This window comes from Enterococcus sp. DIV2449a, from assembly GCF_051711225.1.
Lineage (GTDB): Bacteria > Bacillota > Bacilli > Lactobacillales > Enterococcaceae > Enterococcus_D > Enterococcus_D casseliflavus.
In genome coordinates, this window is sequence record NZ_JBIOME010000001.1 from 222,494 (window position 1) to 237,483 (window position 14,990).

15 protein-coding genes are annotated in these 14,990 nt (G+C 45.2%); 11 read left to right on the top strand and 4 right to left on the bottom strand.

From position 1 onward, the window contains the following. Window positions 1-73 precede the first annotated feature (73 nt). From IGI76_RS01055 to IGI76_RS01105, 11 genes are all read left to right on the top strand, one after another. Complete coding sequence (locus IGI76_RS01055) at window positions 74-1,375, top strand: pyrimidine-nucleoside phosphorylase (protein WP_005226834.1); 1,302 nt, start codon at window positions 74-76, stop codon at window positions 1,373-1,375. A gap of 13 nt (window positions 1,376-1,388) precedes the next feature. Further along, window positions 1,389-2,051 (top strand): deoxyribose-phosphate aldolase, encoded by a 663-nt coding sequence (gene deoC, locus IGI76_RS01060; RefSeq protein WP_333718885.1) that lies wholly within the window; start codon window positions 1,389-1,391, stop codon window positions 2,049-2,051. A 54-nt stretch (window positions 2,052-2,105) separates the two neighbouring features. Further along, window positions 2,106-2,504 (top strand): cytidine deaminase, encoded by a 399-nt coding sequence (locus IGI76_RS01065; RefSeq protein ID WP_005226837.1) that lies wholly within the window; start codon window positions 2,106-2,108, stop codon window positions 2,502-2,504. Between the two features lie 63 nt (window positions 2,505-2,567). Beyond that, window positions 2,568-3,686 (top strand): BMP family lipoprotein, encoded by a 1,119-nt coding sequence (locus tag IGI76_RS01070; protein ID WP_010748607.1) that lies wholly within the window; start codon window positions 2,568-2,570, stop codon window positions 3,684-3,686. A gap of 137 nt (window positions 3,687-3,823) precedes the next feature. After that, entirely contained in the window at window positions 3,824-5,434 is a 1,611-nt protein-coding gene (locus tag IGI76_RS01075; RefSeq protein ID WP_005232559.1) for an ABC transporter ATP-binding protein, read from the top strand. Further along, a complete protein-coding gene (locus IGI76_RS01080) occupies window positions 5,427-6,578 on the top strand; it encodes an ABC transporter permease (protein WP_005226844.1) in 1,152 nt (383 codons plus the stop codon). The genes IGI76_RS01075 and IGI76_RS01080 overlap by 8 nt, the downstream gene beginning before the upstream one ends. Continuing rightward, entirely contained in the window at window positions 6,578-7,531 is a 954-nt protein-coding gene (locus IGI76_RS01085) for an ABC transporter permease (protein ID WP_005232556.1), read from the top strand. Before IGI76_RS01080 ends, IGI76_RS01085 begins: the two co-directional genes overlap by 1 nt. 194 nt (window positions 7,532-7,725) lie before the next feature. Next, window positions 7,726-8,892 carry a phosphopentomutase gene (gene deoB, locus IGI76_RS01090; protein WP_015508806.1) on the top strand — a complete coding sequence of 389 codons (1,167 nt, stop codon included), beginning with the start codon at window positions 7,726-7,728 and terminating at the stop codon, window positions 8,890-8,892. Between the two features lie 10 nt (window positions 8,893-8,902). After that, a complete protein-coding gene (locus IGI76_RS01095; RefSeq protein WP_005226849.1) occupies window positions 8,903-9,721 on the top strand; it encodes a purine-nucleoside phosphorylase in 819 nt (272 codons plus the stop codon). Between the two features lie 25 nt (window positions 9,722-9,746). After that, window positions 9,747-10,451, top strand: coding sequence for a purine-nucleoside phosphorylase (deoD, locus tag IGI76_RS01100; protein WP_005226852.1), 705 nt, complete (start codon window positions 9,747-9,749; stop codon window positions 10,449-10,451). Between the two features lie 198 nt (window positions 10,452-10,649). Next, window positions 10,650-11,837, top strand: coding sequence for an iron-containing alcohol dehydrogenase (locus IGI76_RS01105; RefSeq protein WP_010748609.1), 1,188 nt, complete (start codon window positions 10,650-10,652; stop codon window positions 11,835-11,837). Between the two features lie 52 nt (window positions 11,838-11,889). On the opposite strand, the gene IGI76_RS01110 is transcribed toward IGI76_RS01105, so the two are convergent. The 4 genes from IGI76_RS01110 to rpiA form a co-directional block, all read right to left on the bottom strand. Further along, complete coding sequence (locus IGI76_RS01110) at window positions 11,890-12,537, bottom strand: SGNH/GDSL hydrolase family protein (RefSeq protein WP_010748610.1); 648 nt, start codon at window positions 12,535-12,537, stop codon at window positions 11,890-11,892. Window positions 12,538-12,638: 101 nt separating this feature from the next. Beyond that, a complete protein-coding gene (gpmA, locus tag IGI76_RS01115; RefSeq protein WP_005226871.1) occupies window positions 12,639-13,325 on the bottom strand; it encodes a 2,3-diphosphoglycerate-dependent phosphoglycerate mutase in 687 nt (228 codons plus the stop codon). Between the two features lie 194 nt (window positions 13,326-13,519). Next, on the bottom strand, window positions 13,520-14,101 hold the full coding sequence (locus IGI76_RS01120) for a recombinase family protein (RefSeq protein WP_005226873.1): 582 nt from the start codon (window positions 14,099-14,101) through the stop codon (window positions 13,520-13,522). 150 nt (window positions 14,102-14,251) lie between these two features. Beyond that, window positions 14,252-14,926, bottom strand: coding sequence for a ribose-5-phosphate isomerase RpiA (gene rpiA / locus IGI76_RS01125; RefSeq protein ID WP_010748612.1), 675 nt, complete (start codon window positions 14,924-14,926; stop codon window positions 14,252-14,254). Window positions 14,927-14,990 lie beyond the last annotated feature (64 nt).

Here is a 14,990-nt window from a genome sequence, read left to right on the forward strand (position 1 = left end):
AAACTGTTTTACTAAAGTGGTTTACCCTACGAAAAATTATTGTATAATGTTAAAGGAAGCGAGGGTCATTTCGATGCGAATGGTGGATTTAATTGAAAAGAAACGTGACGGCAAGTCATTGACGAAGGAAGAAATTGACTACATTGTAACTGCGTATACTGAAGGAAGTATTCCAGATTATCAAATGAGTGCCTTGTTGATGGCTATTTTTTATGTAGATATGACAGATGAAGAGATCACGAACTTAACGCTAGCAATGGCAAATTCTGGTGAAGTGATCGACCTATCCTCAATTGAAGGAATCAAAGTCGATAAGCATTCGACTGGCGGTGTTGGTGATACGACCACATTGATCTTAGCGCCATTAGTGGCTAGTGTTGGCGTACCGGTTGCGAAAATGTCTGGCCGCGGCTTAGGCTATACTGGTGGGACCTTAGACAAGCTTGAAGCGATCCCTGGATTTAAAATCGAGCTTTCTGAAGCCGACTTTATCCGATTAGTCAACGAAAGCAAAGTGGCCGTGATCGGTCAATCAGGAGATTTAGCTCCTGCAGACAAAAAACTGTATGCCTTACGAGATGTGACGGCAACGGTTAGTTCGATCCCATTGATCGCCAGCTCGATCATGAGTAAAAAAATCGCGGCAGGTGCCGATGCGATCGTGTTAGATGTAACCACAGGCGATGGCGCCTTTATGAAAAACTTGGAGGATGCTAAACGCTTAGCCCAAACGATGGTCCGCATCGGAAAATTGGCAAATCGCCAAACGATGGCAGTCATTTCTGATATGTCACAGCCTTTAGGGGAAGCGATCGGCAACAGTTTGGAAGTGGTGGAAGCCATTGAGACACTGCAAGGAAAAGGACCGAAAGACTTGGAAGAAATGTGCTATGCACTGGGCAGCCAAATGGTCGTTTTAGCGAAAAAAGCTGATTCATTGGAAGAAGCACGCCAACTGTTGGAAGAAGCCCTGCATTCAGGCAAAGCGTTAGAAAAATTCAGACAGATGATTACAGACCAAGGCGGAGACGCTACAGTGATCGATGACCCGAGCAAGATTTTGACAGCGAAATATGAAGTGGAAGTCCCAGCGAAAACGAGCGGCGTGGTGACGAAATTAGTTGCCAATGAGCTAGGGATCGCGGCGATGATGTTAGGGGCAGGTCGTAAGACCAAAGACGAAGACATCGACCATGCCGTGGGCATCAAATTGCATAAGAAAGTGGGCGAATCCGTAAGCAAAGGGGAATCGCTATTGACGATCTATAGCAATACCGAAGCAATCGAGGATGTCAAAGCATTGATCGACCAAAATATTGAAATTGGGGAAGATGGCGCAGAACCGCCATTGATCCATGACATTATTACAGAATAAGGAGCGAATAAAAATGGAATTGAATCGCATGATCGACCACACGATTTTGAAAGCAGACGCAACGGAGGAAGATGTTTTACGAATCATCGAAGAGGCAAAAACCTATCACTTCTATTCTGTCTGCATCAATCCAACGTGGGTTTCATTAGCAGCAAAAAAATTACAAGGCGAACCAACGGCTGTTTGTACCGTGATCGGTTTTCCTTTAGGGGCAAACACATCTGAGGTCAAAGCTTATGAAACAACAGATGCGATCAAAAACGGCGCAGATGAAGTCGATATGGTGATCAACGTAGGTGCCTTGAAATCAAAACAATACAAAAAAGTTCAAGCAGACATCGAAGCAGTCGTTGAAGCAGCCAAAGACAAAGCGCTTGTCAAAGTAATCATTGAAACAGCGTTATTAGACAACGAAGAAATCGTCAAAGCCTGTGAATTAGCCAAAGCAGCTGGTGCAGATTTCGTGAAAACCTCAACTGGCTTTTCAACTGGTGGGGCAGTCGTTGAAGATGTTCGCTTGATGCGTGAAACAGTAGGACCAGAAATGGGTGTCAAAGCTTCTGGTGGTATCCACAATGAAGCAGAAGCTGCAGCTATGGTCGAAGCGGGCGCAAACCGCTTAGGAACAAGCGCAAGTGTTGCTATCGTGACTGGCTCAACAGGTGCTGGCTACTAAGCTTAGCATTATTAAGTAAAGTAGCAAAAAATAAAAATAAGAGCGGGGAAGACAATGACAATAGCGAAAAAAGAGTGGATCGACACCGCCGTTTCCGCCTTAGATAAAGCGTATGTGCCGTACTCTAAGTTTCCGGTCGGTGCTTGTCTCGTTGCCAAAAATGGTACGATATATCAAGGGATCAACATTGAAAATGCCTCATATGGCTTAACAAATTGCGCAGAACGAACCGCTTTTTTCAAAGCCGTTTCTGAAGGCGAAAAAGAGTTTCAACATTTGGTTGTGGCGGGTCATACGCCAGAACCGATCTCTCCTTGCGGTGCTTGCCGCCAGGTCATGGTGGAATTTTGTGCGCCAGATATGCCGGTGACCTTAGTCGGCGATGATGGTGTCATCAAAGAAACCACGGTAGAAGGCCTATTGCCTTATTACTTCACGAACAAAGATTTATAAACCATGTTCATTCAGTCGATGCGGCTGTTGAAAAAAACTATATTTTTAGGGGGCTTTACAGCAATGAAAAAAGCAAAATTATTTAGTTTAGGTATTGTTGCAGTAGCTGGGTTGACTTTACTTGGTGCTTGTGGCGGAGGAAATTCAGGTTCAACTGATTCAACTGGCGGCGGTTCTGCAGACGGTACGACTGATGCAGCGCATAGTGTCGCAATCGTTACCGATATCGGTGGGGTGGATGACCGTTCATTCAACCAATCAGCGTGGGAAGGCTTAGAAGCATGGGGTGAGGAACACGGGATCGCTCGCGGTGCTGGTGGTTATGACTACGTGCAATCAAATGAAGCTTCAGAATACACAACCAACGTAAATGGTGCCGTTCAAAATGGTTTCAAAACGATTTTCGGTGTGGGTTACTTATTGAAAGATTCAATCGCAGCAGCAGCTGACCAAAACCCTGATACACAATTCGGGATCATTGATGATGTGATCGAAGGCAAAGACAACGTTGTTTCAGCAACATTTAAAGATAACGAAGCAGCTTACTTAGCTGGTTATGCTGCAGCGTATACAACCAAAACAAACAAAGTCGGCTTCATCGGTGGTGAAGAAGGCGTCGTTATCGACCGTTTCGAAGCTGGTTTCACGAAGGGTGTTCAAGACGCAGCTGAAAAATTAGGCAAAGAAATTACAATTGATTCTCAATATGCAGCATCATTTGGTGATCCTGCCAAAGGGAAAGCATTGGCAGCTTCAATGTATCAAGGCGGCGCTGACGTAATCTTCCACGCATCTGGTGGTACTGGTGCAGGTGTCTTCCAAGAAGCAAAAGCAATCAATGAACAATTGAACGAAGCAGACCTAGAAGACAAAAAAGTTTGGGTCATCGGTGTAGATAGCGATCAACAAGACGAAGGAAAATACACAACTGCTGATGGCAAAGAAGATAACTTCACATTGGCTTCAACATTGAAAGGTGTTGGCGCAGCGGTTCAAGATATCTCAACTCGTGCGTTAGAAGACAACTTCCCTGGCGGCGAACACATTGTTTACGGCTTGAAAGATGGCGGTGTAGACATTACTGAAGGGTTCCTTTCAGATGATGCCAAAGCAGCGATCGAAACAGCGAAACAAGACGTGATCGACGGCAAAGTAGAAGTACCAGAAACACCTGAAAAATAAAGTTGTTCTTTTCGGTTATCTTGCCCTAGTTTAGGGCAAGATGATCGTCATTGGATTACTATGTTGATGAAAGCTACGGGTTTTCATGAGGATAGTAATCATCCTAAGCAATAGCAATTATTTTTTTGACATGACGAATGGTTTGTATAAGCGAATTAGAAAGTAAGGATGTGAGTAATTTGGCTGAGGAAAAATATGTTGTAGAAATGCGTCATATCACCAAAGAGTTTGGAACGTTCAAAGCCAATGACGATGTCAACTTGCAAGTAAGGCCAGGAGAAATCCACGCATTGCTTGGTGAAAATGGAGCGGGCAAGTCGACCTTGATGAATATGCTGTCAGGATTATTGGAACCAACATCTGGTGAAATCTGGATGAATGGTGAAAAAGTGAATATCACGAGTCCGACCGCAGCAAACAAATTGGGGATCGGGATGGTGCATCAGCATTTCATGCTGGTAGACGCCTTTACTGTAACAGAAAATATCATTTTGGGGAGCGAACCCCATCATCTCGGTGTGTTAGATCGCAAGAAAGCCCGCAAAGAAATCAAAAAAGTTTCTGAACAATATGGTTTATCGGTTGATCCAGATGCTTATGTGCGTGACATCTCTGTTGGGATGGAGCAACGGGTAGAGATCTTGAAGACTCTTTACCGCGGCGCAGATGTACTGATTTTTGATGAACCAACGGCAGTTTTGACACCGCAAGAAATCGAAGAGCTGATCGAGATCATGCGCGGATTGGTGCGTGAAGGCAAATCGATCATCTTGATCACCCACAAACTGGATGAGATCAAAGCGGTGGCAGACCGTTGTACAGTTATCCGTCGAGGACAAGGGATCGGCACTGTCAATGTCAAAGACGTCAGCTCACAACAGTTGGCCGATATGATGGTTGGTCGTTCTGTGTCCTTCAAGACACCGAAGAAAGAAGCGTCACCAAAAGAAGTCGTGCTTTCTGTTGAAAACTTAGTTGTAAAAGAAAACCGTGGCTTAGAAGCAGTCAAAAACTTAAGCTTAGAAGTACGTGCAGGTGAAGTATTGGGGATTGCTGGGATCGATGGCAATGGGCAATCAGAGCTGTTACAAGCCATCACTGGTTTACGGAAAGTCGAAAGCGGCAAGGTCTTGCTGAATGGTGATGACATCACCAACTTCAAGCCTCGGAAAGTCACCGAAGCCGGCGTTGGTCATGTGCCAGAAGACCGCCACAAATACGGACTTGTCTTGGATATGATGTTATCAGAAAACATCGCCTTGCAAACCTACTACAAAAAACCTTTGAGTAATGCAGGTGTCTTGGATTACGGAGAGATCAACGAGTTTGCTCGTGATTTGATTCAAGAATTTGACGTACGAACAGTCAACGAGATCGTACCAGCACGGGCATTGTCCGGCGGGAATCAACAAAAAGCGATCATCGCACGAGAAATCAGCCGCGATCCTGATCTATTGATCGTTGCCAATCCGACCCGTGGGTTGGATGTTGGAGCGATCGAATTTATCCACAAACGCTTGATTGAACAGCGGGATAAGTTCAAAGCGGTGTTGTTAGTCAGCTTTGAATTAGATGAAATTTTGAATGTATCAGACCGCATTGCTGTTATTCATGCTGGTGAGATCGTTGGGGTCGTTGATCCGAAAGAAACATCAGAGAAAGAGCTTGGCTTGTTGATGGCAGGGTACTCCTTGGAGGAAGCAAGACGAGAGCTGCAAATGGAGGAAGTAGGTGGTTCGGTTGAATAACCGCAAAGAAAAGATCCGCAATATATTAGTGCCGATCATCGCTGTCTTGTTAGGATTCGTCCTTGGCGGGATCATCATGGCGGCCTTCGGCTACAGCCCGATCACAGGGTATACACAAATGTTTCGGACCGTTTTTATCAACGGACAAACAGGTGGGTTAAATGCCCGCAACATTGGTGAGATTTTTGTTACAGCAGGACCATTGATCTTTACCGCTCTGGGGTTTGCCGTTGCAAATTCAGCCGGATTCTTCAATATCGGTCTTTCTGGTCAAGCGCTAGCAGGTTGGGTTGCTAGTATCTGGGTCGCACTAGCGATGCCAGATGCGCCTCGGTTGGTGGTCTTGCCATTAGCCGTGATCGTAGGGGCTTTATGCGGGGCGATCGCAGCTGCGATTCCTGGTTTCCTACGGGCATTCTTTGGAACAAGTGAAGTCATCGTGACGATCATGATGAACTATATCTTGCTTTATACGGGGAACCATTTAGTCAATAATGTGATGAGCGAATCCATGATCACGACAAAAGGGGTCACAAAAATGGTGGGGGAAAATGCCTCCATGCAGACGCCGTTTCTAGCAAGCATCACGAGCAACTCTCGCTTGAACTTAGGGATCTTCTTAGCCTTGATCTTCTTAGTTTTGGTTTGGTTCTTGATGAAAAAAACCACTCTTGGTTATGAAATCCGCGCGGTGGGCTTGAACCCAAGCGCTTCTGAATATGCGGGGATGAGCAGCAAACGGACGATCATTATCTCCATGATCATCTCTGGAACGCTTGCTGGATTAGGTGGAGTCGTTCAAGGACTAGGAACGTTTGAAAACTTCTTCGTTCAAGGGTCATCATTGAGCATCGGGTTTGACGGTATGGCTGTATCCTTGTTAGGAAGCGGCTCATCGATCGGAATCTTGCTTTCAGCCCTCTTGTTCAGTATTTTGAAATTAGGTGGACAAGGCATGCAGTTTGCAGGTATTCCATCTGAATTAGTCGATGTCAATATCGCAATTATTATTTTCTTCGTAGCGATCAGCTTTGTGATTCGTTTCTTGTTGGCAAAAATCTTTGACGGCAAAAAAGAAGCGCTGGTCGTACAGGAGATTGAAGCCCAACCAAACGATCAAGATCAGGAAGGAGGAACCATCTAATGGATATTAGTTTAATTTCTTCGATCGTCACTCAAACATTGATTTATGCGTCTCCTCTGATTTTGACGGCGCTAGGTGGCGTGTTCTCAGAGCGCAGCGGGATCGTTAACGTGGGTCTTGAAGGAATCATGGTTATGGGTGCTTTTAGCTCGATTGTTTTCAATATTGAATTTGCGTCACAATTTGGTGCGTGGACACCATGGTTAGGGATGCTCGTCGGCGGACTTGTCGGTGTGGTTTTCTCCTTGCTGCATGCGGTGGCAACCATCAACTTCCGTGCCGACCACATCATCAGTGGTACGGTGATGAACTTGATGGCACCAGCTTTGGCTGTGTTCTTAGTCAAAGCGATCTACAACAAAGGGCAAACGGATAACATCCAACGGACATTGGGGTATTTCAATTTCCCGATTCTTAAAGATATTCCTATCATTGGCCCGATTTTCTTTAATCAAACATTCTTACCGGCGTACTTCGCTATTTTGATCTCAGTGATCGCGTGGTTCGTGATTTTCAAAACACGCTTTGGGTTGCGTCTTCGTTCTGTCGGTGAGCATCCACAAGCAGCGGATACCTTAGGGATCAATGTTTACGTGATGCGCTACTCAGGTGTCTTGATCTCTGGTTTCCTTGGCGGGATGGGCGGTGCCTTGTTTGCTCAATCGATCGCGGGTCGCTTTGCCGTGACAACGATCGCCGGTCAAGGATTTATCTCGATGGCTGCGATGATCTTTGGTAAATGGAATCCACTTGGTGCAATGGGAGCTGCGATTTTCTTCGGTTTTGCGCAAAACATCAGTATCGTAGGTGGCCAACTGCCAATCATCTCTTCCATTCCAGCGGTTTACTTACAAGCTGCGCCTTATGCCTTGACGATCATCGTGCTCGTTCTTTTCCTTGGAAAAGCCGCTGGTCCGAAAGCTAACGGGAAGAACTACATTAAATCTAAATAATTTTTTCAGTATGAAAGGGTGGGGCTATGGGACATGAATGTGTTGCTGTGTCCTGCCCTTTTTCTATCCTCTGGGTGAAAGGAACGCATCAGGAAATTTCCAAAGCAACCCAGCGCAATTTTTGCTTAAGTTTAGTATGATAGAGGTAGTAGATCCGCTTGTAAAAGCATAAAATAAAGAAAGTAGGGAATAGAATGTTTAAACGTGTACACTTGATCGTGATGGATTCAGTCGGAATTGGTGAAGCACCTGATGCGGCAGCTTTTGGTGATGTCGGTTCAGATACGTTAGGCCATATTGCAAAAGAAGCAGGCTTGACGATCCCTCACTTGGAACAATTAGGCCTAGGGACGATCCGTCCTTTAGAAGGCGTGAAGGCGGTAGCTGACCATGATGGGTATGCAACCAAATTGGAAGAAGTTTCCGTTGGGAAAGATACGATGACGGGGCACTGGGAGATCATGGGCTTGAATATCCAAAAGCCTTTCCGCGTATTTCCCGATGGGTTTCCCGATGAATTATTGCAACAGATCGAAGCGTTCTCTGGACGCAAAATCGTCTGCAATGCACCGTATTCTGGGACAGCAGTCATTGATGACTTTGGCGAACATCAAATGAAGACAGGCGATCTGATCGTTTACACCTCGGCTGACCCAGTGTTGCAGATCGCCGCGCATGAGGAAATCATTCCATTAGAAGAATTGTATCGTATTTGTCAGTACGTTCGGGACATCACGAAAGATGAGCCATATATGATCGGCCGCATCATCGCGCGTCCGTATGTCGGTGAGCCTGGAAACTTTACTCGTACGAGCAATCGTCATGACTACGCACTCGATCCATTTGGCCATACAGTATTAGATTCCTTGAAAGAAGCTGGAAAAGACGTGATCGCCGTTGGGAAGATCAATGATATCTTCAACGGACAAGGAATCACCGATTCTGTACGGACGAAGAGCAATATGGACGGTGTGGATCAGTTACTGAAGGTGATGAAACAAGACTTTACGGGTCTAAGCTTTACGAACTTGGTCGACTTCGATGCGCTTTATGGTCACCGTCGCGATGTCGTAGGGTATGCCCATGCCATTGAAGATTTTGATTTGCGTATTCCAGAACTTTTAGAAGCAATGGGAGACGAGGATCTGTTGTTGATCACAGCTGACCACGGCAATGACCCAACCTTTACGGGAACGGATCACACGAGAGAATATGTGCCATTATTAGCGTACAGCAAGAAATTCCAAGGCCAAGGCAAATTGCCACAAGGCTACTATGCGGATATTTCCGCAACGATCGCTGAAAACTTTGGTGTTTCAGCTACAGAAAACGGAACAAGCTTTTTACAACATTTAAACTAGAGGTGATGAGATGACAACGTTACATGAGAAATTACAAGAAACAACGGCATTTATCCAAGAAAGCGGCGTCGGTGAAGTGGAATTTGGGTTGATCTTAGGATCTGGCTTAGGTGAATTAGCCGATGAGATCGAAAACCCAATCGTGTTGCCTTACAACGATATCCCGCATTTTCCTGTTTCGACAGTGGTCGGTCATGCAGGACAATTGGTCTATGGAACATTAGCTGGGAAAAAAGTCTTAGCGATGCAAGGACGATTCCATTATTATGAAGGCCATTCGATGCAGACGGTCACTTACCCCGTCCGTGTGATGGCGGCATTGAAAGCTCACTCTTTAGTCGTGACCAATGCCTGTGGCGGCGTAAACGAAAGCTTCCAGCCGGGAGACTTGATGTTGATCACCGATCAAATCAACTTTATGGGGGACAACCCACTGATTGGTGAAAACGAAGAAGAAATGGGGCCACGTTTCCCAGATATGAGCCAAGCCTACCATTTGCCTTATCGGGAAGCGGCACAAAAAGTTGGTGCATCAAAAGGATTGCACTTAAAAGAAGGCGTTTATATGGGCTTCTCAGGTCCTACGTATGAAACGCCAGCAGAGATCCGCTTTGCTCGGACGATCGGTGCCGATGCTGTCGGTATGTCGACTGTCCCAGAAGTGATCGTTGCTGTTCACAGTGGCTTGAAAGTCTTAGGTGTTTCTTGTATCACAAACTTGGCTGCTGGTATGCAAGCGAGCTTGAATCATGAAGAAGTCGTGGAAACGACGGAACGGGTCAAGGCAGAATTTAAAGCGTTGATCAAAGAAACGTTAGCAGTCCTATAAAAAGCAGATCAAAGGAGAAAAACGAATGAGCGTTCATATCGAAGCAAAAGCAGGCGAGATCGCAGACAAAATCTTGTTACCAGGTGATCCACTGCGGGCAAAATATATTGCTGAAACATTTTTAGAAGACCCGATCTGTTACAACAACGTTCGGGGGATGTTGGGCTATACAGGCGTTTATAAGGGCGAGCGGGTCTCTGTCCAAGGAACTGGCATGGGCATGCCTTCAGCGAGCATCTATGCCCATGAATTGATCAACTCTTACGGCGTAAAGAAATTGATTCGGGTCGGTACGTGTGGTGCCATCTCAAAAGATGTCCACGTGCGTGATCTTGTGATTGCCCAAGCGGCAGCAACAAGTTCATCGATGGTAGCAAAAAACTTCCAAAGTTTCCATTTCCCACCAATCGCTGACTTTGCACTGTTGCGTAAAGCCTATGATACAGCGATTGAATCAGGATTTACGACTCACGTCGGCAACATCTTATCTGAAGATACCTTCTACAAAGATGACATGACGGAAACGTTACAGTTGGCAGACCTTGGGGTGATGGGTGTTGAGATGGAAGCCGCAGCCTTATACTATTTAGGGGCGAAATTCCACGTTCAAACTTTAGCGATCTGTACTGTCAGCGACCACATCATCACTGGAGAAGAAACAACGCCAGAAGAAAGACAAACGACATTTAACGACATGATCAAAGTTGGCTTAGAAACAGCGATCGCGTAAAAAAGATACCGCAGGATCGGTGCATGAACGATGCGAAGGCTGCTTGCTTTTGATAGAGCAAGCAGCCAAATCGTATTGGTTTGCATGCAACCGAGAATGTGTTATCTTTTTTTGTTGGCAAAAAGCCACGAAGAAGCGTTGCACTTTTGCCAGAAAATGGTTTAATGAAAAGAAAAGGTGTAAAAAGGAGACGAGACAATGAATAATTTTACGTTTCATGTAACGACGGACATTCGTTTTGGGAAAGACCGTCTGAACGAGCTGCCAGAAGTACTGAATACATTTGGAAAAAACGTCTTGCTAGTCTATGGTGGCGGCAGTATCAAGAAAAACGGCTTGTACGATGCAGTCATGGCGCAATTGACTGCCAACGGCAATCAAGTCACTGAATTGACTGGTGTCGATCCAAATCCACGAATCGAAACCGTTCGTCAAGGAGCCGCTCTTTGTCGTTCAGAAAAGATCGACGTCATTTTAGCTGTTGGCGGCGGTTCTGTAATTGATTGCAGCAAAGTGATCGCTGGGGCGGCTTGCAGTGAGCAAGAGCCTTGGGACTTAGTTCTTTCCAGAAGCTATCAAGGACCAGCGATTCCATTAGTAACGATCTTGACCCTTGCGGCTACTGGCAGTGAAATGAATCGCGGCGCGGTGATCTCTAATCTAGAAACGAAACAAAAACTTGGTGTTCACGGACCCGAATTTTTACCGAAAGTATCTTTTTTAGATCCAACAACGACCTTTAGTGTCAGTCGCTATCAAACGGCTGCCGGTTCAGCGGATATCATGAGCCATCTGATTGAAAATTATTTCAGTAAAACAGAAGGAACAGATGTCCAAGACGGTGTAGCAGAAGGATTGCTAAAAGCAGTCATTAAAAATCTGCCCATCGCATTAAATGACCCCACAGACTATGATGCACGGGCGAATTTGATGTGGGCGAGCACCTTAGCCTTAAATGGTTTGACTGGAAGCGGCAAGGGTGGTGCTTGGTCTTGTCATGCGATGGAGCATGAGTTGAGTGCGTTTTATGACATTACCCATGGCATCGGCTTAGCGATCCTGACCCCACGCTGGATGCTTCATGTATTGAATGAAGAAACGGCGCCGAAATTTGCGCGGTTTGCTAGAGAAGTCTTTGGTGTCCAAGAAGCAGTGCCAGAATTAGCTGCCCGAATGGGGATTCAAAAACTGTATGACTTTTTTGCTTCTTGCGATATTCCAATGACTTTGCCAGAAGTAGGGATCGCCGATGACACCCATTTTGCTGAAATGGCGGCTCAAGCAGTTCAATTCAGCTCTATTGCAACAAATGCGTATGTACCGCTGCAAGAAGAAGACGTGATTGCAATCTACCAAGATTCCTTGACTCCTTCAACCTATCTTTAATCATAAAAAAGACCGTTCCTGCGACTTGGTTGTCGCGGAGCGGTCTGTTTATTTACCCTTCAGAAGAAAAAGCCAAACGGGCCATTAGCTGATTCGCAATCAAGGCGTGTCCTGCAGGAGTGGGGTGCACCCCGTCATCACCTGTCAGTGCCTGCGGGGAGCTAGCAACGGCTGCTTCGGCAAACAAGCCATCCAGCGGCAGCAACTGACAATGAAAGGCGGCAGCTAAGCGACGAACGATTTGGATTTTCGGATCAAGATCGATCCGCCAGGTTTGACGATCTTCAGGATATGGCAAAACAAAAGGTTCCAGTAAGAAAATGCGCGTGATCCCCTGTTGGGTCACTTGTTCCAGAATTTGACGGTAGGTTTCCTCAAAGGACGTTGCCGCAGCTTCTGAACCAAAATCGGGACCACCGGCATTGTGCCACGTGTCGTTGATCCCAATCATAAAGACCAAGACGTCAGGTGCTAATTGAAGGCAATCTTCTTGGAGACGGGCTAAGACATCGGCAGCTTTGTTGCCGCCGATCCCCCGATTATAAAAGATAAATCCTGCAGTGGGGAATGTTTCTGCCAGCTGATCGGCAACGAGACGGGCAAACCCATGTCCTAAATCGTGGGGATCTTGGCGATCACGATCGCAATCTGTGATGCTGTCACCTAAAAATAAAACGGTATCATTTTTGACTAGTTTCATAGTAAGCTCCTTTCGAGTACGCCCTCAATTATAAAAGAGGGGGGAGGAAATGCCAATAAAAAAACTGCCCTTTTTTAAAAAAGGGCAGCGATAAGCGAGGCTTATAAGTAGTATTTTTTCGCAACAGTCAAATCATCGTTCAATTCATAAACAAGTGGTTGACCAGTTGGGATCTCAAGATCCATGATATCTTCGTCAGAAATACCTTCGATATGTTTTGCTAATGCACGTAGAGAGTTTCCGTGAGCCGCAACTAAGACAGTTTTGTCGTCTTTTAATGCTGGGGCGATTTCATCTTGCCAGAAAGGCAATGCACGTTCTAAAGTAACTTTTAAGTTTTCTCCACCAGGTACGTCGCGAGGGTCAAGCATTGCATAACGACGGTCGTTTGCAGCAGAACCTTCATCTGAAGCTTCCATCAATGGAGGTAAAACATCGTAAGAACGACGCCAGATGTGTACTTGTTCGTCACCGTATTTTTCAGCAGTTTCTTTTTTATTTAAACCTTGTAATTTACCGTAATGACGTTCGTTTAAGCGCCATGATTTGATCGTTGGTACCCAAAGTTGATCAGAATATTCTAAAATGTAATTACAAGTTTTGATGGCACGAGTTAAAACAGATGTGTAAGCAACGTCAAATTCGATGCCTGCTTCTTTGATTTTACGTCCGCCTTCGATTGCTTCTTCGACACCTTCTGGCGCTAGATCAACATCAGCCCAACCGGTAAACTGGTTTAATTTGTTCCATTCGCTTAGTCCATGACGAGAAAATACTAATTTTGGCATGTAAAACTCTCCTTTAGATATTCGATATTTTTCTGAAATTTTCAATTCCGTATTTATTGTACACTCTTTCTCAAAGAATTTCCATGGTTTTGGAGGAAAAGCTGGGGGAAAACGCCATTCTTAAGGAAAAACAAAAGGGGATCATTAAAAAGAGGACCGCTTTTGTTTCATGCTGTTCTAGGGGGAGTCGACAACTATGAACGTAACTTGTTCCATTCTTCTTCGGATAATTTTATGTATTTATAGCATGTACCTACAGAAACACCGCATTTTTCAGAAATATATTGAATCGTTTCTTTTTTCTCGTAGTACAATTGACGGATTTTTTTGATCGTTTTCGGATCGATTTTTGGACGACCGCCAATTTTGCCTTTTTTGCGGGCTTTATTTAAGCCGACCAGCGTGCGCTCTTTGATGAGTGAGCGTTCCATGATCGCAAGTCCTTCCATTAAATTGAAGTAAACCTGTCCCATCGGACCGCGGGTATCGATTTGTTCTGCCAGTGAAACCAGATGAAGCTCTCGCTGTTTTAATAGATCAGTGAGATCGGTCAGCTGTCTGGTGGTTTTCCCTAAACGATGCAGTTCCGTAACGACTAAGGTGTCGCCGGGCTGCATTTGTGCCACCACTGACTCCAATGAATGATTTTCTTCACTTTCTTCCACGCTAAATGTCTCATGGAAAAATTCATGACACCCAAATTCTTCGAGCTTGTTTAATTGTTCACTTGTTGAGTTGTCGGTGATCGTTGAACGAGCATAGCCTATGATTTTCATAAACCCTCCTACCTTTCCCTTTTTATTGAATGTATCATAATTATTTCTTAAATGATAGGGTAATCTGCACAAAAAATAATAAAAATTAAGTCGATTGAAGAAAAATAACGAAAAAAAGAGAAGCGATATCGCTCCTCTTTTTTGTTTCCTTTATCTAACGTGCTTGGTACTCGGGCCTTCAGGCAATCCGACAATGATCGTGTGGACCATATCCAAAAATAGACCGTGTTCAACCACGCCCACTGTAGCATCTAATTCCTGTGCCAACTCAGTAGGGGCGGTGATCGTTTCTAGATGAAGATCGATGATGTAATTGCTGCAATCGGTTTTTAACGGTTCGCCTTCTTCATTCAGACGCAGTTTTGGATGGTAGTTTTTCTTCTCGAACAGACGCAACAGCTGTTGGCTGCCATAAGGGATCACTTCCACTGGCAACGGGAAGGCACCAAGTGTTTCGACCATTTTCGATTCATCAACGATCCACAAGACTTTTTTGGAGTTAGACGCCACAATTTTTTCGAATAAAAGGGCTGCACCGCCGCCTTTGATGCCATGATAATCCTGGCTGATCTCATCTGCACCGTCGATCGTAAGATCCACAGCGTCCACTTCATCGATGGTGCGAATCGGGATACCTAATCCTTCTGCTTGTTTTTTCGATGCCCAAGAAGTTGGGACACCCGTGATCGATAGACCTTCTTCTTTTACCCGTCGACCCAGTTCTTCAATCATGTAGTAGGCTGTTGAGCCAGTGCCCAAGCCAACGACCATGCCATCTTTTACATAACTAGCCGCTTCAATGCCGACCATTTCTTTTAGGTTCATTTTCTTCCCGCCTTTTTTAAATAAATGCTTTGTCTCTATTATATAGGAAGAAGCGCAAAATTTG